The organism is Bacteroides xylanisolvens XB1A (assembly GCF_000210075.1).
GTDB classification, from domain to species: Bacteria; Bacteroidota; Bacteroidia; order Bacteroidales; family Bacteroidaceae; genus Bacteroides; species Bacteroides xylanisolvens.
Genome location: NC_021017.1, coordinates 3,605,976 through 3,628,976, shown reverse-complemented (window position 1 = coordinate 3,628,976; position 23,001 = coordinate 3,605,976). Strand labels below are relative to the sequence as shown.

The 23,001-nt window shown below is 45.3% G+C and carries 11 protein-coding genes; 2 read left to right on the top strand and 9 right to left on the bottom strand.

All coding sequences use genetic code 11. From position 1 onward, the window contains the following. Positions 1–240: 240 nt before the first annotated feature. On the top strand, positions 241–2,676 hold the full coding sequence (locus tag BXY_RS14075; protein WP_015532253.1) for a glycoside hydrolase family 95 protein: 2,436 nt from the start codon (positions 241–243) through the stop codon (positions 2,674–2,676). 158 nt (positions 2,677–2,834) lie between these two features. Further along, a complete protein-coding gene (locus BXY_RS14070) occupies positions 2,835–6,854 on the top strand; it encodes a hybrid sensor histidine kinase/response regulator transcription factor (RefSeq protein WP_015532252.1) in 4,020 nt (1,339 codons plus the stop codon). Between the two features lie 21 nt (positions 6,855–6,875). On the opposite strand, the gene BXY_RS14065 is transcribed toward BXY_RS14070, so the two are convergent. The 9 genes from BXY_RS14065 to BXY_RS14025 form a co-directional block, all read right to left on the bottom strand. Continuing rightward, positions 6,876–8,261 carry a glycoside hydrolase family 43 protein gene (locus BXY_RS14065; protein WP_015532251.1) on the bottom strand — a complete coding sequence of 462 codons (1,386 nt, stop codon included), beginning with the start codon at positions 8,259–8,261 and terminating at the stop codon, positions 6,876–6,878. 7 nt (positions 8,262–8,268) lie between these two features. Further along, a complete protein-coding gene (locus tag BXY_RS14060; RefSeq protein WP_008776482.1) occupies positions 8,269–10,194 on the bottom strand; it encodes a sialate O-acetylesterase in 1,926 nt (641 codons plus the stop codon). 22 nt (positions 10,195–10,216) lie between these two features. Then, a complete protein-coding gene (locus tag BXY_RS14055) occupies positions 10,217–12,175 on the bottom strand; it encodes a cellulase family glycosylhydrolase (RefSeq protein WP_008776483.1) in 1,959 nt (652 codons plus the stop codon). Positions 12,176–12,219: 44 nt separating this feature from the next. Then, complete coding sequence (locus tag BXY_RS14050) at positions 12,220–12,957, bottom strand: hypothetical protein (RefSeq protein ID WP_008776484.1); 738 nt, start codon at positions 12,955–12,957, stop codon at positions 12,220–12,222. Positions 12,958–13,036: 79 nt separating this feature from the next. After that, complete coding sequence (locus tag BXY_RS14045) at positions 13,037–15,295, bottom strand: endo-1,4-beta-xylanase (protein ID WP_032851292.1); 2,259 nt, start codon at positions 15,293–15,295, stop codon at positions 13,037–13,039. Between the two features lie 36 nt (positions 15,296–15,331). Continuing rightward, complete coding sequence (locus BXY_RS14040; protein ID WP_224262915.1) at positions 15,332–16,399, bottom strand: DUF5627 domain-containing protein; 1,068 nt, start codon at positions 16,397–16,399, stop codon at positions 15,332–15,334. 44 nt (positions 16,400–16,443) lie between these two features. Continuing rightward, positions 16,444–18,201, bottom strand: coding sequence for a RagB/SusD family nutrient uptake outer membrane protein (locus tag BXY_RS14035; protein WP_015532248.1), 1,758 nt, complete (start codon positions 18,199–18,201; stop codon positions 16,444–16,446). A gap of 44 nt (positions 18,202–18,245) precedes the next feature. Beyond that, positions 18,246–21,056, bottom strand: a complete 2,811-nt coding sequence (locus tag BXY_RS14030) for a SusC/RagA family TonB-linked outer membrane protein (protein ID WP_004309632.1) — start codon at positions 21,054–21,056, stop codon at positions 18,246–18,248. Between the two features lie 31 nt (positions 21,057–21,087). Beyond that, the gene (locus BXY_RS14025; RefSeq protein ID WP_004309631.1) at positions 21,088–22,989 is read right to left on the bottom strand and encodes a RagB/SusD family nutrient uptake outer membrane protein; all 1,902 of its coding nucleotides are present in this window, start codon (positions 22,987–22,989) and stop codon (positions 21,088–21,090) included. Positions 22,990–23,001: the final 12 nt, after the last annotated feature.

Below are 23,001 nucleotides of genomic sequence, written 5' to 3'. Positions count from 1 at the left end.
CCAGCTTCCCTTCTTATACCTCCCTACTTAATCAGCCTGCAAATAAGCTATATGACAAGAGGGCAAGGCTGATAATAAATCAAAAAGAAACCAGCAGTTATTATTTTATCCTGTGGAACATACACCATATATATTAGTAACACAAATATGGAAAGAAGTTACTTCCAAGGTAGATTTCAGAAACAGTTTTTTGCCTTTTGTATTGGGAAATGAGCTACCTTTGCTACAAATCCATACAATATGAACAGAAACACTTTTTTTGTATTATTCCTATTAATAAGCAACCTTGTTTCAGGACAGGACCTGAAACTGTGGTATAGTCAACCTGCACAAAATTGGTCGGAAGCTCTCCCTATTGGCAACTCCCGTCTTGGAGCCATGGTATATGGCGGAATCGAACGCGAAGAATTACAACTCAACGAAGAAACATTTTGGGCAGGTTCTCCATACAATAATAATAACCCGAATGCCATACATGTTCTGCCGGCTGTACGCAAACTGATTTTTGAAGGGAGAAACAAAGAAGCGCAAAGACTCATTGACGCCAACTTCTTAACCCAGCAACACGGAATGAGCTATCTGACATTAGGTAGCCTTTATCTGGAATTTCCGGAACACCAAAACGCATCCGGCTTTTACCGCGATCTGAATCTGGAGAATGCAACGACAACTACCCGTTATCAAATGGATGACGTCACTTATACCCGCACCACTTTTGCTTCATTTACTGATAATGTCATTATTATGCATATCAAAGCAAGTAAAGCAAACGCACTGAACTTTACTATTGCATATAATTGCCCTCTAGTACATAAGGTGAATGTTCAGAATGATCAGCTGACCGTCACCTGTCAAGGGAAAGAGCAGGAAGGTTTGAAAGCCGCACTACGGGCAGAATGTCAAATCCAGGTAAAAACAAATGGCACTCTCCGCCCGGCAGGAAATACGCTCCAAATAAATGAAGGAACAGAAGCAACCCTTTATATATCGGCAGCAACCAACTACGTAAACTACCAGGATGTCAGCGCCAATGAATCCCACCGGACCAGCGAATATCTGAAAAGAGCAATGCAAATACCTTACGAAAAAGCTCTCAAAAGCCATATCGCTTATTATAAAAAACAATTTGACCGTGTACGCCTTACATTACCGACAGGCAAAGCTTCCCAACTGGAGACTCCCAAACGAATTGAAAACTTCGGATATGGAGAAGACATGGCAATGGCAGCTCTACTTTTCCATTATGGACGTTATTTACTGATTTCTTCTTCGCAACCGGGTGGACAACCGGCTAATCTGCAAGGTATATGGAACAACAGTACTCATGCACCTTGGGATAGTAAATACACCATCAACATTAATACAGAAATGAACTATTGGCCGGCAGAAGTCACTAATTTAAGTGAAACACATAGTCCGCTATTCTCTATGTTGAAAGATTTATCTGTCACAGGAGCAGAAACAGCCCGAACTATGTATGATTGTAGGGGATGGATGGCGCATCATAATACTGATTTATGGCGAATTTGCGGAGTTGTAGACTTTGCTGCAGCCGGCATGTGGCCTAGCGGCGGTGCCTGGTTAGCTCAACATATCTGGCAACATTACCTCTTTACAGGAAATAAAGAATTCCTGAAAGAGTACTATCCCATCCTGAAAGGAACAGCGCAGTTCTACATGGATTTCTTGGTAGAACATCCAGTGTATAAATGGTTGGTAGTGTCGCCTTCTGTATCACCGGAACACGGTCCCATCACGGCCGGTTGCACCATGGACAACCAGATTGCCTTTGATGCACTGCATAATACCTTATTGGCTTCATACATCGCAGGTGAAGCCCCCTCTTTCCAAGACTCCCTCAAACAAACACTAGAGAAGTTGCCACCTATGCAAATAGGAAAACATAACCAACTACAAGAATGGCTGGAAGATGTTGACAATCCCAAGGACGAGCACCGTCATATTTCACATTTGTACGGGCTATATCCGAGTAATCAAATTTCTCCATACTCGAATCCCGAGTTATTCCAGGCAGCAAGAAACACATTGCTGCAACGCGGTGATAAGGCTACCGGTTGGAGTATCGGCTGGAAAGTCAATTTCTGGGCACGCATGCTGGATGGAAACCATGCCTTCCAGATCATCAAAAATATGATTCAACTATTGCCCAGCGATCACTTGGCTAAAGAATATCCGAACGGGCGTACCTATCCCAATATGCTGGATGCCCATCCGCCTTTCCAGATTGACGGTAATTTCGGTTATACAGCCGGAGTAGCGGAAATGTTGCTCCAAAGTCATGACGGTGCCGTACATTTATTGCCAGCATTACCTGATGCATGGGAAGAAGGAAGTGTGAAGGGGCTGGTGGCACGTGGAAACTTTACTGTCGATATGGACTGGAAAAACAATGTGTTAAATAAAGCGATCATCCGATCGAATATAGGCGGTACGCTCCGCATCCGGTCTTATGTCCCACTGAAAGGGAAAGGCTTAAAACAAGTAAACGGGAAAGAGTGCTCAAATAGATTATTCGCCACCACTCCTATCAAACGACCTCTTGTAGCCAAAGGGGTAAGTGCGCAATCTCCCAAACTGCAGAAGGTTTATGAATATGACATCGAAACAAAGGCGGGTAAAACCTATATTGTAAATACAATCGAAGGAAAACAATAATACAGAAGAAGGGATAAATCTTTTCTCATGTTACATTATTTACAAACGATGTTACAACATCCGATTGTACCCCCGAAGCCTAATGAAAATATTCATTTTTTATTAGGTTATATTTAGGTTTTTAGTTTTCTTTGTACAACAAACAACGATCTATAACTATGAAAAATGTATTCACTTTTCTATTATTATTGTTTTCTTTGTTATGCAACGGGCAATCTCCTAAGTTATTCACTACTGACAAAGAACTCTCCAGTAGTCTGATTAATCAAATATATCAAGACCGGAACGGTTTCATTTGGATTGCAACAGAAGATGGTCTGAACCGTTATGACGGTGCTAAATTTACCATATACAAACATGAGCCCAATAACGAACATTCGTTAGCCCACAATTTTGTTCGTACTGTTTTTGAAGACAGCAAAGGTCATTTGCTTATCGGCACATATATAGGAATTCAAATGTATGATCCGGCCACGGACAATTTTACTCCACTTGCCAAATTGGAAGATACCGGGGAAACGCTTGAAAGCAACATTAATTCTTTCATCGAGCGAAAAAACGGAGAGATATGGGTATCCGGAAATGTGTTGTGCAAGCTGGACATCAAAGACCATCTGTTGACTGTCCGGAAAGTCGATATTGCAGTCACTTCACCCGGAAGCCTGTTTGAAGATAAAAAACAAAATGTATGGATGGCAAAAGGGGAAGAAGGAGTATATCAACTCACTCCCGACAATCAGCTTACGTTACACTTGTCTAAAGACAACGGATACGTCAAAAGTATATGTGAGGATCAACGAGGCAACATTTATGTAGGAAGTATACGAAAAGGACTATTCATTTACGATAAAGAACGTAAAACCTTTGTTCCGGTCGATTTGAAAGAGAAAGGAGAACTTCCTGTTTGCTTCCTTTATTCCGGTATACCCAATGAATTGTATATCGGCACTGACGGCAAGGGAGTAGCCATTTATAATATCCGAACACACGAAATCTCCGAATACAAGTTTGACAATAATTATTTCGATTCGGGAAACTCAAAAATACACTCCATTCTAAAGGACAATTCGGGTAACTTATGGCTAGCTGTTTATCAGAAAGGAGTTATATTAATTCCGGCCCGCACCAACAGCTTTAAGTATATCGGACATAAATCAACAGATAAAAATTGCATAGGCTCCTGTTGTATTACTTCGTTCTGCAAAGATAATAACGGAACTTTATGGATAGGAACGGATAACGACGGTATCTATGCCCTTACAGAAAAATTAGAGCCGGCAAAACATTTCTCACACACCACCCATCCTCATTCAGTACCCTCAACTGTTATTAAATTGTATGAAGACTCCGAACACAATATGTGGATTGGCTCCTTTATCAACGGTATGGGAAAGCTGAATAAACAGACAGGATTATGCGATTACCAGTACAAACTGGTAGATAAGAACAACAACTATATACAACGTGTATATGATTTCGCAGAAGATAAAAACAAGCGTCTTTGGATTGCGACAATGGGATTCGGTTTGTTCTACTATGACCTGAAAACGAAAGAATTTACATCCATACAATCTCGGACATCTCTAATCAACGAATGGATAGGTTGTCTGCACTATTCCGATGATAATAAACTGTATGTCGGAACTTATGACGGCGTCAACTGTATAGACCTTGACAGTCCTGATTTTCAAAGTCATAAGATACTCTCACAAAATGTTATTTATTCAATCTTTGAAGATGACGAAGGAGTTGTCTGGTTGGGCAGTTCCGAAGGATTATCCGGTTGGAATAAAAATACGAAAGAACTAACCACTTATACTACTGCAGACGGATTGCCCAGTAATACAATATATGCCATACAAGGAGATGGAAAAGATTTTCTTTGGATAAGCACCAATGCCGGAATTTCCCAATTCCAAAAGAAAAACGACAAATTTATCAATTATTATGTCAGCGACGGATTACAGGGAAATGAGTTCTACAAGAATGCCTCCTTCAAAGATAAACAAGGTATTATCTGGTTTGGCGGAATGAATGGTATCACCTATTTCAATCCGCAAGACATTATCAATCCGGCAAAAACATGGAATATCCGGATTACCGACTTTTTCCTGCATAACAATCCGGTTAGAAAAGGAATGAAATCCGGTATTCACAATATTATCAACTGCCCTGTATTCAACGCTAAAGAGTTTTATCTATCCCATAAAGACAATGTGTTCAGTATCGAGTTTGCCACTCTGGAATTAAATGCCCCCGAACATATCAACTACCTTTATTCTATCAACGATGAAAAATGGATTAGTTTGCCCAAAGGTGTAAACCGTATCTCATTCAGCAATCTGAAACCCGGTACCTATAACTTTAAAATCAGAGCAAAAGACAACACTGTGTATTCAAATATAAAAGAAATTACCATCTTTATATCTCCTGCATGGTATGCTTCATGGTGGGCCAAAGTTATCTACTCCTTATTATTACTGACCATTATATTTATCATTATTCTTCAGATCAGACATCGGTACAGAATGCATCAGGAAATGCTGCAACATATCCATGCCGAACAAATCAATGAAGCAAAATTGCAGTTCTTTATCAACATCTCTCATGAGATACGCACTCCGATGTCTCTAATCATCAGCCCTCTACAGAAACTGATTAAGAATGAGGAGGACAATGAACGCCTGAAAATATATCATATTATCTACAGAAATGCGGAACGTATTCTGAATCTTGTCAATCAACTAATGGATATTCGGAAAATTGATAAAGGACAAATGTTCCTGATGTTCCGGGAGACCAACATTATTCCTTTTATAGAGGATTTATGTACAACTTTCGGTCAACAGGCAAATACAAAAAATATCCAACTACAACTTCACAGTACACTCCGGGAACTGAATGTATGGGTAGACACAGGCAATTTTGATAAGATTATCCTGAATATTCTGTCTAATGCCTTCAAGTTTACTCCTGAAAAAGGAAACATAGATATTACCATCCGTACGGGAGAAGACAATACACTGCCCGATCCCTTGAAACAATATGCCGAAATAATTATCGCGGATACCGGAACAGGCATCGATGAACAGGAAAAAGAACATATCTTCGAACGTTTCTATCAGATCCGTAACAGCCAACAGAATCCGAAAGGCGGAACAGGAATAGGCTTACATCTGACTCGTTCATTAGTGGAATTACATCATGGAATTATCTATGTAGAAAATAATAAAGAACAACCGGGTTGCCGTTTTATTATCCGATTACCGTTGGGTAACAAGCATCTACGACCTGAAGAAGTTGACAACAATGAGCAAAAGGTAACAGTAGCCGTACCAACTGTTCCTGTCATCTCTCCCATTATAGAAAATGAGGAAGAAAAGAAAGTCAGGGTAAAAACTAAATATCGCGTATTAATTGTAGAAGACGATGAAGAAATCCGAAATTATATAGCGAAGGAGTTTGGGGACAAATTTCATATCATGGAAAGCCGTAATGGTAAAGAAGCATTAGAGCAAATATTTAAGAAGACTCCGGATTTAGTCATTAGTGACATCATGATGCCCGAAATGGACGGACTCACCTTATGCCGGAAGATCAAGCAGAATGTAAACCTCAACCATATCCCAGTCATTTTGCTTACCGCGAAAACGAGGGAAGAAGACAACCTTGAAGGTCTGAATACAGGAGCCGACGCCTATATCATGAAGCCATTCAATATCGAAATTCTGCAAAAGACGGTAGAAAATCTGATTAATACACGGCAGCAGTTACGCAAAGTATTTACAGGCCAGCAAAATCTGGAGAACAAGGTTCAGAAACTGGAAGTGAAATCACCCGATGAGAAATTGATGGAACGTATTATGAAAGTGATCAATGAAAACATCAGTAACCCTAACTTGACAATAGAGACAATCACCACCGAGGTAGGTATCAGCCGCGTACATCTTCACAGGAAACTCAAAGAGCTCACCAACCAGACAACCCGTGACTTTATACGTAATATACGTTTAAAAGAAGCCGCTCGTTTATTGTCCGAAAAACAGCATACCATATCCGAGATAGCCATGTTAACAGGATTCACTGATCCTAATAATTTCTCGACAACATTCAAAGAATTGTATGGAATGCCGCCTTCAATGTATATGAAAGAGCAGTTGAGTAAAAAGGAAGAGTAACCCAACTGCTCTCTAGCATGTTTATCTGTTAAACTTGTACCAATCAAAGTTAAACAGTTTGCAGCCTTTACGTCCTTTGAATACAAAATAAATATCTTGTATTCCTGTGACCGGTTTTACAATATCAGTCTGCAATGTTTTCCAGCATTCCCAACCTCCCGTTGAAGGAATAGTCAGTTCCGCAATTAATGGTCCGCTTATACTGTCTGTACGTACTTCAAGTGTTCCGCCACGAAGGGCACTGGCAACGGTAGCAGTGAACCGTTTGGGGGATTTATTGCCGAAATCCACTTCACGTACCTTTATATAATCTCCATTATGAATTTCAGATATATATATACCGGTTTTCACATTTGGTTCGGACTTCACACCTTCAGAAAAAGCGATTGTTTCAGCTTCCACCCTTTCGTAAGGATTGAGCGTACCTACCGGTGACACCCCTTCCCGGGTAGCATTAATAATCGGGAAAGTGCCGTCAGCGTTATACTTAAATTGCTCCACCGCCGTACTTCGCCCGAAGCCTCCACCACCCGGCAACTTACCCGTATGATAGAAGAAATAAGAATTGCCTTTATAGTCTATCACTCCACAATGGTTAGTAAACGAACCCGTATCTTGTAAAGGCATGATTTCTCCCATATACTTCCACGGACCAAGAGGTCCGTCACTCATGGAATAGGCAATATGTTCGGGTACACCTCCGGCAGCATAAAGAAAATAGTATTTTCCTTCCCGTTTATGAAGCCATGGACCTTCTGTATAAGTATCTTTATACTTAACACCTTTGACACGCTTTTCCGGATTAGGTGCACCAAAGCTCTCAACAGTCTGTTCCAGTTTGCCCACTCCACCTTTCAAAGAAATCATATCTTCATTCAATTCTGCATAATAGATATTCGGATTTCCCCAATACAGATAAGCACGACCGTCATCATCTATATATACGGTAGGATCTATATAATCCCAGCTCCCGTCATGAAGCGGTTTGCCGATGGCATCTTTAAAAGGACCGACAGGCGAATCGCCTACCGCAACACCGATTGCCATCGTATTGGAAAGTTTGGAATGCAGGCAGACATACCAATAAAACTTACCATTACGTTCGATGCACTGTGCTGCCCAGGCACGGTCGTCCGCCCAGTCGAATGATTCGATGGCAAGAGGAGAGCCGTGATCGGTCCAGTTCACCATATCTTTGGTAGAATACACGCGCCATTCCTGCATCCAGAAAAAATCAGCCTTATCTTCATCATGTCCCGTATAGACATACAATGTGCCATCATGCACCATAGGAGCAGGGTCTGACGTATAACAGGTTTGCACAAACGGATTTTGCGCTCCTGCCTCATGGGGTAGAGCACCTCCAAGCAGCAATAATGCCGCCACAAGTTTTGCTTTCAGATTCATATCATTTTCAATGTTTAAACAAGTGTGGAACAAACTCTTTCAGACAGCGTCTCCATGTGAGCCATTCGTGGCCGGTGCCTTGCGATTCATAATAAGCCACGTTGATGCCCAGTTTGCGGAGAGACTCCACCAACTGCTTCGTGCCCATCTGTTCGTCCGTGCCGCAGCCGAGGAAGAGATAATGCACTTTCTTGTTGAACTTACCTGCATCGGCAAACACACCGTCGAAGCACGTTTTCACGTCCAGCCCGAAAATCGCCCCGCTGAACCCGCCAATGTAGGAGAACATGTCGAGACGCGGCAACGCTGTTTGGAACGTCTGGTGTCCTCCCCACGACAAGCCTGCCATTGCACGGTGTTCGCGGTCGGTCTTGGTGCGGAATGTACGGTCTATCATCGGAATGAGGTCTTTCAAAATGACATCATAGAAAGAAGCGCCGTAAAGCGCACGCTCTTCGTTCACATCTTTCCCCGGACGCGGCACGAAGGGAGTCTCCACATCTCCGCTATCCATCACCACGAGCATGGGCACGCACTTGCCGGTGGCTATCAGGTTGTCCATGATGTAGTGCATATATCCCTGGGTGCTCCAGCCGGTTTCATCTTCTCCCATGCCGTGCTGCAAGTAGAGCACCGGATAGCGTTTTTTGGGGTGAGACTCATACTCTGCCGGTGTGTACACCATGCAACGACGAAACTCTTTCTTCGCTTCCGAATAATAGGTGCAGGAGCGCACTTGCCCATGCGACACTTGCTGCGGGCGATAGTAATCGCCCTCTGCCCCTTCGGGTATCTCGATGCCGCTCGCCATGCGGCAACAACCGAAGAAGGTGCACGAAGAGGGATCTACCACCCTGAATCCGTCTACCAACAGGAAATAATAGTGGAATCCCACCGGCAGCGGGTCGGTCTTCACGCTCCACCAGCCGTGCTCGTCCATGGCCATCTCATACTTCTTGCCGCAGACGTCTGCCTGCAAGCGTTTCACATCGGGAGCGTAGCAACGGAAATAAGCACGGTTGTCCTTGTCGATACGAGGGAAGTCGCTGCCGTGCATATTGGTGGGGGCTGCCACTGTGTGCTTCCACACATCATCGGGCGAAGGAAGTTCAATGCCCATCAGGTGGAGTGCCTGTGCCGCATAGCGGCGTCCCAGCACCCGGTAACCGGCAGCATCGAAGTGAAGATGGTCGGGAGCGCAGCTCAACCCCTTGGAGGAGACAATAGCGCAGTTCTTTATCACCTGCGGCAACATAGCAATTACCTCGTTCATGCCTGCACAAACACCACCGTGGTCGGCATTCACCACTTCACCGGCAATCAGGGGCACCTCGTCAGCCTGCAGATGAAGGTCAGCAAGCAGGTTGTCGTATACGCTCTTCACCTTTTGGGGCCACTCCTTGTCACCGGTGTTCGACTCGCCCTGATGTAGAAGTATCCCTTTTATCACACCGCTTTTCTGTGCAATGCGTGCCATCTTCACCAAACGGGTATACGGGTCGTTGTCATACTCTTTCAGCGTATTCACCATCCAGTCGGGAGCTGTTTTGATATACTCCTCGCATTTGTCTTTCTGGAAAAGCTCGATCCGGCACCCGCCTATCGCCACGTGCACCACTCCGATGCGCACATGCGGGGGCAAGTTTTCTACCAAGGTCCGTCCGAAATAATCAGCCGGTGTCAGCCCGGTGTTCGGACGGCACAGCGGAGCGCGGGCGGGATACCATTCGCCTTTCACGCGTCCCAACTCTTTATTGTCTACCGCCGCCAACACTTGGAAGCGTGCATCCACCAGCGTATCTTGTGCTTCATAGCGGGCATTGCCTTCCATGTTAGACTGCCCTAGGCACAGATAAATGTAAAAGTTTGCATCCTGTGCAACCGCGCAAAGGCTTGCACACAACAAACAACTCAACAATAATAACTTCTTCATTTACTATCTTTCTATATTATATTTATTCCAACTTCATGCTGCTTATCACAATCGGCTTGCCACCAGTCGACCAGAACCCGACAATGTAGAGGTGCGACGGGTCTACCCTATTGCCGTCAGTATCTTTCATCTGCTGCAAATCTACCACCACTCTGCGTGTCTGTCCGAAATCGTAGGTGGCGGGCTTCGTCCAGTAGTCGTTCTTGTCAAAAAGGCGGAAAGAGACACCGCACTCGTTGTCGTTGCCCAATTCCACGGTCAGCCTCCGGTAGCCCGACAAGTCAAGTCCGCCGGGGTATTTCCATCCGCCAAAGCCATATTTGCCTGTCACCAAGATGCGGGTCGTTTCGTCAAAGGTGCCTTCTTCCCATATCGAAGGGTCAAACACGTCTTCCGTCAGCACAAAAGGCGAAACCACCGTCACCTGCAATGTCTGTTGCATGCTGTTTCCCGCTGCTGTGCGGTAAGTCACCGTTACCGTAGCATTGCCTGGTGCCACTGCCACCAGTTTGCCAGTCGGCTCCACCTTCAGCACTTGTTCGTCCGAGCTATTGATAGTCGCCTCGGCAGTCACCATTCGCGAGGTGCCATCTTTATACACCGCCTTCACTTTCAGGTAGTGCACTCCTCCCATCTGCAACGAGCGTGTCGCCTGCTCGCCCATCAGTTCCAGTCTCTCGGGCTCGCCATTGACGGTCACTCCCTCGGCATACTCCTTGAACCAATGATACATTGCCCACGGACAGGCTTCGGGATCGTTGAGGAACGTATAGTTGCCCTCTGTACCCGGCACGTCCTTAAACGCTGCCAGCTCGTGGCTTCTTGTAGTGAAAAAGAGCCACGACACATTTCCCGCATTGTCGGCTATATATTTGAAGTTGGCGCCGAAGCCCTTGCCACCGGCTTCGCCTGTGATGCTTTTTCCCCAAGTGGCATCGTATTTCAAAGGTGCCCAGTCTATTTCCGTCACCATGATGGGGGCAATCGCCGCCACCGGACCTACTTGCGTATCCCATCCGCGCTGGAAGGGCTCGTAGCCGCCACCGGTGGAAGAGCCGATTCCCTCGCCACTGTCTTTTTCGGCATCGCTGCCATACCATCCGGGATAGCAGTGCACGGCAAAGCCGATGTTATCGCCCTCGATGCGGTGGGTGGCATACCCGGCATACTGCGACTGGTAGGCCAAGCCTGGCACCCAAATGATATTACGGCAATGGCTCCTTATCTTGTCTACAATGGACTGGAAGTAAATCTTTGCATTGGCAAAGCAGGCATCGGAGGTGCTACCATAGGCGCCGTCGGTCCCTTTGATGTTGACCGGTTCATTGGCAAGTTCGAACATGATGTCCGTATTGTTCTTCACTTTAGGATGTTGCGAAACGATGTCCCACACGTTAAGCAGGAACTGCTGATAGCTATCGCCCACCTCTATTCCCTGATAAGGAGCTTCGTTGGGGCATACCCCGGGCGGGCGCATCACCACATACATTCCCTTAGATACAAAATACTCCGCCATCGGCACAAACAGTTCGTCGAGATACTTGCGGAAACGGGTCTCGGAAAAGCGTTCGTGCCCTTCGTATCGTACAAACGGCTTTGAAGTATCATCGCTCCAATAAGGGTCGAGATGCATCCGCACGAAGTTGAACTTCCATCCGGCAGCCACAATTCCGTCTACCATACGTTTGTTATAGCTGAGACACGACTGCACGTCATAGTTAGTCCATGCGTTATCGTTAAAAAAGGGGCTGTAGGTCTGTGTAAATCCATGAAGATTGACCGTCTCGCCCTTTTCGTTTTTAAGGTAGCGCCCCTCTACGTGCAACACCGGCAACTGATGATAGTCTTTCTCCGGAGCCGGTTCGTCCTTAGGTGTTTCCGGTTCGGCAGGAATCTCCGGTTGTATAGGAAGAGAGCTTTCGTCTGAGCAAGACGCCAAAGTCATGCCTATCCACACCAGCAAATAAATTATCTTTTTCATAATGATGTTGATGTTACATAATAGTTGTTGCAAAAATAACAATACTACCAATAGCGATAAAAACTATAGTTGTAAATACCGTCACCACTGATAGTTCCTTCATACAATTTATAGCCTTTTATATCACCATGATAAAAAACTAACGGAGAGCCGTTATAATCCATTTCGTAAGTTCCTTTCGTTTCCCCTTTAGGAATAGTGATTGATGCACTACTCTCATACTTTCCACCATCATTGTATGCTTCGTATGGGATTCTGCAACTTATATCTTTTTTTACGGGATAAGTTGTCGTGGCAGTAAAAATAGGATGATTGGAATACAGTTCTTTCATTGAAATCATTATGCGATTATCAATTCCATTTTGAGTAATACCAACTGTTAATGTTTTATTAGATCCCGGCTGTTTCAATACAATTTTTCCACTTCTGAGAGAGGAAGTATTGTCCTGGGCTACTACCGATAGAACATATATATCATAATACTGAAAACATATAAGATAATCCAACCATGAAGGACCACTCACTATTTCAGGTTGCAATAATGTTTTTGTTCCATTAACCTCTACATAGGAACATAAAGTTCTACTAAGAGGTTGTGAGTCATCCTTCGGACTAATAACAAAGTCCTCCACTACATCCGAATCTGAAGCCCCAAAACAATATGTACTATCCGAATTTGCAGCCCTTGTAACTATATCTCCTACTTTATCTATATCAAACAGAATTTCATTACTACAGCTACACCAAATAATCAAACTTAAAATAAATAATATGTTTTTCATTATTATCCGACTTTTATTGAAACAATAAAGGCAGCGGATTCATGTTATATGCCCCGCTGCCTTTTCTTATCAATCTCTATTATTTACCAGCCAATCCGTCAGCAAAACCGGCATAAGTATGCTTACGGTTGTAGTTGGAATCCCATAAACCTACAGGTTCACCGCCACGCCAGTTAGAATCACCGGGGGCACCGGGAGCATCGGTAGCACACCACTGCGTGATGCCGTATTGCTGTGCCACAGGAATAATCTCGAAGTATTTCTTCACGATAAACTTATAATATTCAGCCATCGCTTTATGTTGTTCTTCTGTCATATCCTTTGTCAACACCGTAGTGCCGCTTTCATCCACATATCCCATATCCAGCTCAGATACTTTCACGAGTTTGCCACTCTTGGCTAAGATTTCAAACATTTTCACTACATGTTCTTCTTGCTTCTGCTGGTCAGCAGCATTGGCGCGATAAGCCACGTGCATCTGTGTACCGATACCGTCAATCTTTGTCACACCGTCAGATTCCCACTTCTCTATCCAGTGTACCAAGCTCTTGGCTTTCTGATTGTTATCCCAAGTGGATTCCAGATTGTAATCGTTGATGAAAAGTTTGAGAGGTTTAACACCACCGTTTTCTGCATAATATTTACGGGCGGCAGCTACAACAATACGAACATAATCTTCACTACCCAAGTAATCTTGCCAGTAGAAATTATTGGCAGCGTCAGCACCGGCATTAGATGCAGATTGCAAGACATAGAAACCTTCACCGTCGTTGCCACCACCTGAAATAGCTTCGTTCACTACATCCCAAGTAGTCACGTAACCACCAGTAGCTTTCATCATTCCTTCAATCCAATTGTTCATTGCCCGAGTAAGCGCTTCTTTTTTCTCTTCGGGAGTAAGAGGAATAGTGTTACCTTTAGTAACTATTTGCAATTTGATATTATCAAAATAATATTTATTAGCAGGTGCATTGGGCGCGCCTACATCCAAGTTCCATGCAAAAGTCTGCATGTTTCCCTCAGGAGAAAGGGTAGTGTTAATAGTAATAGTTTTTTCAAAGTGTTGCCATTCCGTAGTGAAACTAACAGCACACCCACCATCATAATGAATATAAGCTCCAGGGGCAGCATGAGCCTGAGACTCAGAATTATTGGGTGTATCTGCACGATAATCGAAAGAGATACGTACAACATCATTTTCCACCAACGGACGGTCAGCATACAAAAAGAATTGAGTATCCCAACTGTTTGTTCCTCCACCAGCAGAAGTAACAACGAAAGCACGACTACCGTCTTTACCTACTCCATCAACAATATCGCAAGCAGCATTAGCTCCTCCCACATGAGTAGAAACAAAATTGGTAGTTTCACTGCCTTGCGCATCACCATTAGTAATGATGTCAGTTAAAATCTCTACTGCCGCATCTCCCGGTGTAGGTATAATTGAATAAGAATGCGCATGCCAACTTGGTTTAGACCAATTAGAAGGCAGATTTCCTTCTTCAAAAGTTCCGTTCTTTATCATATTTTGCTCAGAACCTTTTTCAACCAGCACCATGTCATCAAACCAAAGATCTCCTCCAAACTGTCCGAAATTGAATAACAAACGAGAACAATCACTATTAGGTGTAAATTCAATGCTTATTGTGCTCCATGTAGTTCCTGCTGAAATCTGTGGTATGCCATAATGTGTATTACCAGCATTCGGTGTTTCTATCCAAAGCGGAAATGTCACAGCTGATGAAGCCTTGGTTCTCATAGAGAATACATAAGATTTCCCTTGTAAAAGAGGAGATTCCAAATCATAGTAATTTTGCCAATCCCATGGATTCGCCTTCGCTTCAGAAGTATTGATATGCAAACAATTTCCTTCTCCTACAGAGGGCGGCAATTCTTTGTCTTTAATCAAAGAATTCAAATACTTATTATTCTGCTGTGCATGCCAAGCCAATGTATGTCCATATATAGTAATTCCGGCAGCTTGGGCGGCAGTGACAAATTTATCCACAGTTTCGAAATTCATCTCCCCTTTATCGTTCACACACGAAGCATATTTCATCGCATTGCCTGCGGTCACTTCGTCGAAGTTGGCTTCCGCTAAACGAAATACCAATCCTCCTTCGATAAATTCGTTAGCTGCCAACGCTAATCCCAATTTAAAATCGGGATTAGCTGCACGGTCTATGTACGATTTCAGCGGGGCATAATCATTCAGATACTCGTATTGCGCTATCGACTCCGGTTTTGTCACCGTGACATCGGCAATCTCGGTATCCACGCAAGAAGCCAGCAAAGCTGCTACCAGCGTGCCCCATACCATATTATTTTTTCTATTCATCTTCATGTAGTTTTCTTAAATTGTTTAGATTGCGGTTCACTTCAACTTCACGTTAAAAGTTTCAAATTTGCTCTGTCTGTCGCGTGACACCAGCGCGTCCGTGCTGCTACATTTGGCAGTGCCCGTTTCACCGGTCACAGCATTCAACACATAAGGCGCATAAGTCACTTCATAGGTCAGTTCGAACAGGTCGCGGTCTTTGTCGCCCCACGCTTTCTTGGCACCATGATAGGTCCACTTGCCCGAACCGCTTGCCTGAGCCCCCGGTGTGTCGGTAGTGATGGAGCAATTGCCGTTGTCGTCAACCGTTATCACCAAGTCCATTGTCAACGTTTGCTTGGAAGATTCGCCTTTCTCATTCACCACATCCACCGAAAGCGAAAGAGGATAACGCACTTTGTTGAGGGCAATAGTTCCTAATGTACGTTGGTCTGCTTTCTCTATATTCTGCGGGTTACGGTTGAGCGTAGAAGTGTTGCCATTGATGTCGAGCTGGTCTGTGCCACGACTCAACCAAACGCCCTCATACTTGTTTTTGTAGGTCACCCCATAAAGCGCATAGTCTTTGGGAAGCACGTCCCAGTCTGCCACATTCAAGCGATTGGGAGACTCAACTTTAGGTTTGCCCGCCAAGATAGAGTCTGAAGCCTGTGCTAACCGTACCGGAATGACATAGGTGAGTTCGGGCGTGAGAGGATCATTGAAGAAAGCATCGGTCAACTGTATGTCCATACGTCCATAAATGTCTCCTTTGGGAAATACCACCTGTTCCGAAGAATAAGTATAATATTCCTTAGGCATAGGAAGTATCGGCTTGCCATTGTCGAAATAAGCATTGGTACACAAACTTTCATCGATAACAATCTGTGCTGTGCGCTCTTTGCGGTTTGACCACACACCGCCCAATGTAGCGATGATCTGCATCCGATATTCATTGTCTTGTTCGGTAGGATATACATCTTCGCCCAATGTGATGGTGCGTATAGGAGTCTGAGTAGCAAAACTGATGGTCTGATATTCGTAATCGTCGAATTCTTTGTCTCCGTTTTCACAGCCGGCAAACAACAAGCCAAGGACCATGCATTTCATTATTGTCTTATTCATAATCATTGTATGCTTTAGCATTTTATTAAATTTACACTATCGGTTTACCAACCCTGATTCTGTTTCAGTTCGTCATACTTAAGAACTTCCGAATAAGGAATAGGACCGTAATACATATACTCACTGAACGAGCGTTTGTCTACCTCCATCGGAGTATAACGGGTTCCACTGATATTCATCCCTTTAGCGGTTTCGGTCAGATTGCTCTTCCAGCGGCGCAAATCCCAGAAACGGAAACCTTCGAAACAAAGTTCGATGCGACGTTCGTTGCGGATGAGTTCCGCCATCTTTGCCTGATCGTTCTTGATGGATTCCAAGTAAGCATCACCATTGTCGCGACCGATGCCGGCACGGTGGCGCAACTTTTTCACCACATCATAAGCAGAATAGCCGTTGCCTCCTTTATCTTGCGGACCGTACGCCTGATTTGCCGCCTCGGCATACGCCAAGAATATCTCGGTATAGCGGATGCGCGGTGTGTAATGATACTGGTCGGCTTTCGCATTCGGGTCGAGGCTGATGTCCTGACGCAACAGTTTGCGCAGATAGTATCCGGTACGGGTAGAACGTCCTACCACCTTGTTCAGTGCATCATTGGTAGTTCCGTCGGCTGCCGTAAAGATTTCCTTATTCGTATTGCCTGCCTTACAACCATTATAGAGAATGTATGCTTCCAAGCGCGGGTCACGGTTGGCATACGGAAGATTTTCATCATATTCGCCGGACAGATGAGACACCGGATAACCGTTCAGCATCGGGAATGCATCCACCAGATTTTGAGTTGGGTTGATACGTCCGTTACCGTAGAGTGTGGGCGGGAAGTTATCTTCTTCGAGCGAGAGGGATTTGGCACGTTCACCACGCCACAGAATTTCAGCAGGTGATTCGGTTGGGCTAAGTTTTTCAATATCATCTACATTGCAATACCATGTCCATCCGGTAGGATCCATACCGTCTACCCCTCCGATATGATTCAGTACCTTTGCAGCACTAGCAGCAGCCGTTTTCCAATCAACGCCTGACTGGTCACTATATGCCGGACTGGCAGCAAGCAAATCCGCTTTTGACACAAACGCTTCCACCACCTTTCCAGACATACGGCCGATAAAGTTTGCGCCAAACACACGGGTGACTTTGCCTTGGTCTGCTCCTGCATATTTAGCAGACAAGCGTTGCATTTCCGCTGCGTCACCATATTCCCAAGGCAATCCTTCGAGTGCCAACCGGGCGTCTTCTTTCAACGCCTTCATGCAATCTACAAATGTGCTGCGGGGCACATTGAAATTGGATCCGGCTGCTTCCGGTTCGGTCAGGATGGGCACCCCCATCAACACACCGTCTTCGGTATAGCCCGCATGGGCTTCGAGGAGGTAATACATATACATGGCACGCAAGCCATAGGCTTCCGCTTTCTCACGGTCGCAGAACATCTGCGCCACCACTTCGTCTTTCGCCCATTTCACCTTGTCGGCATTGGCAAGGAAAAGATTGATATACTGTATGGCGGAACGGCAGGAAGTCCAACGGTCGGCAGGATTGTTGTTTGCCGTCCACATGCCGGAGGCTATTTTACGCCAGCTGTTTTCCGCATCATTGCTCACAGCGTCATCGGTAGCCACGTCGTTGAAAGAATAGCCTGCGCAGGGTATGCGTGTATAGGCATTTGCCAGTATTCCTTCGGCATATTGCGAATTCTCGTACATATATTCCAGTCCGAGGTTGTTCTCGATAGCCGGTTCGAACAAGTCATCGCATCCGGTCAGACAAGCGGCAAAGGCACATATTGTTATAATTTTCTTCATGACTTATTTATTCTATATTTTTATATTCTACAACGAGAGACCCATCAAAAGTCTACCTTTACACCCAGTGCGTACGAACGGCATTGGGGAGAAGTCCCTACATTCATCTCCATATATTTACGCTCCTTCGCCAAGGTCAACAGGCTTGTTCCGTTGGCATAGATTTGTAAACCTTTCACAAGTTTGCCTTTCAGCATAGCAGCCGGGAAGTCGTAAGACAATTGAACACGGTTCAAATCGAAACGTGAAGTGTCGTACAACCAGAAGTCGGAAGCCACAAAGTTCAGGTCGCCACCTTGTGTTGTGAGACGCGGGTATGTGGCGATATCTGCCGTCTCTTCCGTCCAGCGTCCGCGAACCACTTCAGAATATTTGCGATCGCCATACACGTGCATATAACTATTATTCTTCAGTCCTTTGCCACCAAACGATCCGGTGCCTGCCACAAACAATGTGAAGCCTTTGTACTTGGCAGTCAGGTTGAGACCCATCACCCAGGAAGCACCCCACTTGCCCAATACCACCTGGTCTTGCTCATTGATGACACCGTCGTTGTTTTGGTCTACATACTTCAAATCACCGGGTTTGGTATTAGCATTCACCTTTGCCGAGCTTTCCACATCGGCAGCGTCTTTGAAGAATCCGATGCATTGATATCCGCGCAAAGCATCAATCGCCTCACCTTCGGCTTTCAGCCAGTCATATTTCACATTCTCGTCCCATTTGGTGTTCTTGGAGGTGTAGTACATACCCACAAGCCCCACATTCCATTCAAAGTCACCGTGCTTTTTGCCCACATTTACACTCAAGTCCACACCCGTACGACGTTGGTTGTTCATGTTAATATAAGGACGCATATCGGACTTCGGATAATAAGTCTGGAAATAAGACGGATAATTTTGGGGCTGCGCCAGCAATCCTTCGGTATTGGTTACGAAGTAATTGGCATTGAGTCTCACCAATCCCTTCCAAAGAGAAGCGTCCAATCCTACCGTAAATTCCTTACGCTTGATGTAGCCGAGGTCGGGGTTTCCACCTTGCAGGAAGTCGGTGGTCTGCATCGAGTTGTTTACCTCGCTCCATCCCCACCACGTACCTGCCTGTGTAAACTTGGTAGCATACATGTAGTAATCACTGATATCCAAATCCTGATTGAGCACACTATAGCCTGCCATCAGTTTCAGGTTATCGAGCCAATCGGCATCTTTGAGGAAACCCTCTTCGGAAAGACGCCATCCCAACGTAAACGAAGGCGAAAGCCCTATCCGGTTGCCTTCGGGCAATTTGGCGGAATGAACCGCTGCCATGCTGAAATCGGCGTAATACTTACCGGCATAGTTATAATCGAGTTGCAAACCCAAGTTGGAATTGCTAGTGCGATGGTAGGTACCCGAATAGGTCTGCTGGCTGCCTTGAGCCAACAACAATGCATTCACATGATGATTGTCGGCAAAAGTGTTCTGATAGCCGAACTGTGCAGAGAAATAAATGGTCTGATACGCCGTACTGCCCGATACGTTTTGCGTACCGGTATGCTTGTCCATATTGTACTTAGTCAATGAAGTAATACGGTCGCCTCCGAAAGCATTGTTCCAAGAGGCTTCATACACTGCATAGTCGTCGTCGATAGAAGTGATGTAAGAAGTTCCGTAGTCTACGGAGAACTGTGTACGGAATGACAATCCTTTCAGTACTTTATACAAATCGAGGTTGATTCCCGCATCAAACTGGAAACGACGTGAAGTAGCTTTCTGATAACCGGACGCATACATGGCAGCAAAAGGATTAGTCATGTTCAACTGCGTACCTCCCAATAGATATTTGCCGTCAATAAGGTAATTGCTATTATTGATCAACGTCCACGAAGCAGCATCGTTTTTATCGACAAACTCAATGGGAATGAAAGGTACAAGAGGCGCCGAACCGGGAGCAGTCGGACGTAACGTAGCCGAGTTAGCCCAGTAGTCTGCCTTATCGTGACGGGAATCGTAGAAGATAGCATTTGCATTTACCCAACCGCTGATCCAATCGTTCATACGCAAATCCACATTACCGCGGATATTCAGGCGCGAATTGCGGTTGTTCTTACTTTCACCGAAGTTGAGCAAGTCGTTGGAACTCTCGTAACCGATGTTCGTATAGAAGTTGGCGTAGCGTCCGCCGCCCGAAAACTCGGCCACTCCGTTATAGTCCTGACTTGTCTTCCGAATATAGTCATCGGAAAAGAAGTTGATGTTCGGATAACGGTAAGGGTTACTTCCGCTTGCATAGTTGTAAATCTGCTCATCCGAGAAAGCGGGATCCAACCCGTCGTTACGCAACGCCTCGTTATACAACGTCATGTATTCGGCAGAAGCCAGATATTTAGGATAGCTTTTAGGCACATTGATACCGGCATTGGCACGCGCACTCACCCGCAAGTCTTTATCGCATCCGCGCTTCGTGGTGATAAGAATGACTCCCTTCGCACCACGGCTGCCGTAAAGCACCACGGCTTGCGCTGCTTTGAGGAATGTGATTTGGGCTATTTCGGTAGGACGAATGTTGTTTGCCTCACGAGGGACTCCGTCTACCAATACCAACGCTTCGCCCATGTTCCATAATTGTCCGTTGTAACCTCCCACTAAAGATTGCATATTGTCGAGACTGTACAGCGAATAACTTTTATTAGTCAGTTCCTCTACATTGACGGACGAGACACCACCCATCAAATCCGCCCGGTCCACTGTGCGGAAAGCCACATTCACTTTCTGAGCCAATGTATCAGTCTTCTCCACATCCGTCTGAGCCATCAGCCCGGCAGAAGCAAACAATAGTCCGGCGCTAAGAATTATATTTTTATGAATTTGTTTCATGATATTCTATTTCGTTTAATAAGTCACTTGTTTACCATCCCGGATTCTGATAGAACTCCGGATACAAGGTCACGTCAGACAATTTCAGAGGCAACCAGTAATGCTTCTCCGTGAAATTACGCGTCACGATTACCCGATATGTATAGCCGCTTACAGCTGTTTCCTGAGGGTTCTCGGCAAGGTCGCCTACCCGTTGGAAATCGACAGCAGTCTTTTCGGTATAAGGTTTCTTGTCGATAAGCAACCAGCGACGCAAGTCAGTGAAACGGTGTCCTTCGTATGCAAGTTCTACCGCACGTTCGCGGCGAATCTCACTGTTGAACAGATCGATTGAACCGGTATATTTGGCATTGACACCTTCTACTCTCGCACGTTTGCGGATGGTGTTGACTGCGGCCAGTGCCGTAAGTGTACAGTTGGTTGACTTTCCTGTAGACGAGCCGGTAGCATTTGCCGCAGCTTCAGCATACATCAGATAAATGTCTGCCAGACGCATATAGCTGCAATAGATATGCATCTGCGGACTCCATCCCCAGCCATCATCCCATTTATTGGCTGTCACCGGAATAAACTTGCCAAGCAGGAATCCGGTACGGCTTCCGAACTGGTCGTCACGGGCGTTTCCGCCTGTGTAGAGGGATGCAACGGCTAAGTCACCGACCTCCTCCGAATCTTTTTTTGCATCAGATACCATAGGCGAACCGTCGAAGCGAATATCATGATAGAAACGTGGGTCGCGTCCTTTCCAAGGATGAGTCTTGTCCCACTTGGATTCCTGGTCGTCGAGCGGCAATCCATTTGCCATACCGTAATAGTGTACATAGTTGGCTGTGGGCGAGAGTTGCGGATTGTTATCTTTCTTATAGCTGGCAGGCACAAACTGAAGAGCTAAACCAAAAGTTGAGTTTTGCCAGCCATCTGCCACCAATCCTCTGAACAATGCTTCTGTAGAACCCGGCATTTGGGCATTCTTTCCGTATGTGTAGAAGAGGTCGGAATAGTCCTCAAAGTCCACCAAGCTATATTGCGTCTGTCGGTTCTCTACCAGCGTAAGCAACTCCCCGAACGCTTCGGCAGCCTTCCGGCAATATTCCTGATTGTAGGATTCACTTCCTGTGGACACCTTGTTCATCAACGGACTTCCTGCCCACAAGTAGTTTTTACCTAAATAGCCCAGTGCCATGATTTTGTTGATGCGCAGTTGGTTGTATCCTTTCGTGCTCGGGCTGATAGATGTCTTGTCCCAATCAATAGGCAGCAGATCGGCAGCCATCCGGAAATCATCGGCAGCCTTGTCGGCACATTCGTGATAGCTGAGTCGCGGCTCGTTGAATGTTTCGTTGGGAGGCAACACCTTATCTATATAAGGCAATCCGCCGAAATATTGTATCAGCATGAAATGAAACCACCCGCGGAAGAAATAAAGCTGTCCGGCAATGGCGTTCTTCTGTTCCTGCGTTGCATCGGTAAGCAGGTCCAGATTTGCTAATCCCGTATTACATTTACGGATTCCGTACCAAGAAGCGGGCCACAAGTCGCGGTTCCATCTGAATCCGTCGTTCGGAGTAGTAAAGTCCAGATTCAGAGTTTTGCAATCCATAAATCCGGCCCCCCAGCCGTCGTGTTCAGCCTGCCACCCCCAAAAGTCGCCTTGGTCCACTTTATAGCCCATGTGATAATTGCAGTCTACACCAATCACTTCGTCTTCACCCCAGTTCCAAGAGTTTGACCAGTATTGTTTGGCCATGTCGGGAATACAAGCATAAAGCTCTTCTACAAATCCCTGAAAATTGTGGAAGTCCTTAAAGGCATTTTCCGGAGTGACATCCGATTCGGGTGCCTTGTCCAGATAGTCGGTACACGAAGCAGTCGTACCCGTCAATCCGAGACTCAAACAAGCCATTACAGCATATTTTATAATGTATTTTTTCATAATTCGATGATG

What these genes read in the sequence shown, in the direction of transcription:
- BXY_RS14045 (WP_032851292.1), bottom strand. Translation starts at nt 15,295, where the DNA reads ATGAATAGAAAAAATAATATGGTATGGGGCACGCTGGTAGCAGCTTTG.
- BXY_RS14055 (WP_008776483.1), bottom strand. Translation starts at nt 12,175, where the DNA reads ATGAAAAAGATAATTTATTTGCTGGTGTGGATAGGCATGACTTTGGCG.
- BXY_RS14060 (WP_008776482.1), bottom strand. Translation starts at nt 10,194, where the DNA reads ATGAAGAAGTTATTATTGTTGAGTTGTTTGTTGTGTGCAAGCCTTTGC.
- BXY_RS14030 (WP_004309632.1), bottom strand. Translation starts at nt 21,056, where the DNA reads ATGAAACAAATTCATAAAAATATAATTCTTAGCGCCGGACTATTGTTT.
- BXY_RS14065 (WP_015532251.1), bottom strand. Translation starts at nt 8,261, where the DNA reads ATGAATCTGAAAGCAAAACTTGTGGCGGCATTATTGCTGCTTGGAGGT.
- BXY_RS14050 (WP_008776484.1), bottom strand. Translation starts at nt 12,957, where the DNA reads ATGAAAAACATATTATTTATTTTAAGTTTGATTATTTGGTGTAGCTGT.
- BXY_RS14025 (WP_004309631.1), bottom strand. Translation starts at nt 22,989, where the DNA reads ATGAAAAAATACATTATAAAATATGCTGTAATGGCTTGTTTGAGTCTC.
- BXY_RS14075 (WP_015532253.1), top strand. Translation starts at nt 241, where the DNA reads ATGAACAGAAACACTTTTTTTGTATTATTCCTATTAATAAGCAACCTT.
- BXY_RS14070 (WP_015532252.1), top strand. Translation starts at nt 2,835, where the DNA reads ATGAAAAATGTATTCACTTTTCTATTATTATTGTTTTCTTTGTTATGC.
- BXY_RS14035 (WP_015532248.1), bottom strand. Translation starts at nt 18,201, where the DNA reads ATGAAGAAAATTATAACAATATGTGCCTTTGCCGCTTGTCTGACCGGA.
- BXY_RS14040 (WP_224262915.1), bottom strand. Translation starts at nt 16,399, where the DNA reads ATGAATAAGACAATAATGAAATGCATGGTCCTTGGCTTGTTGTTTGCC.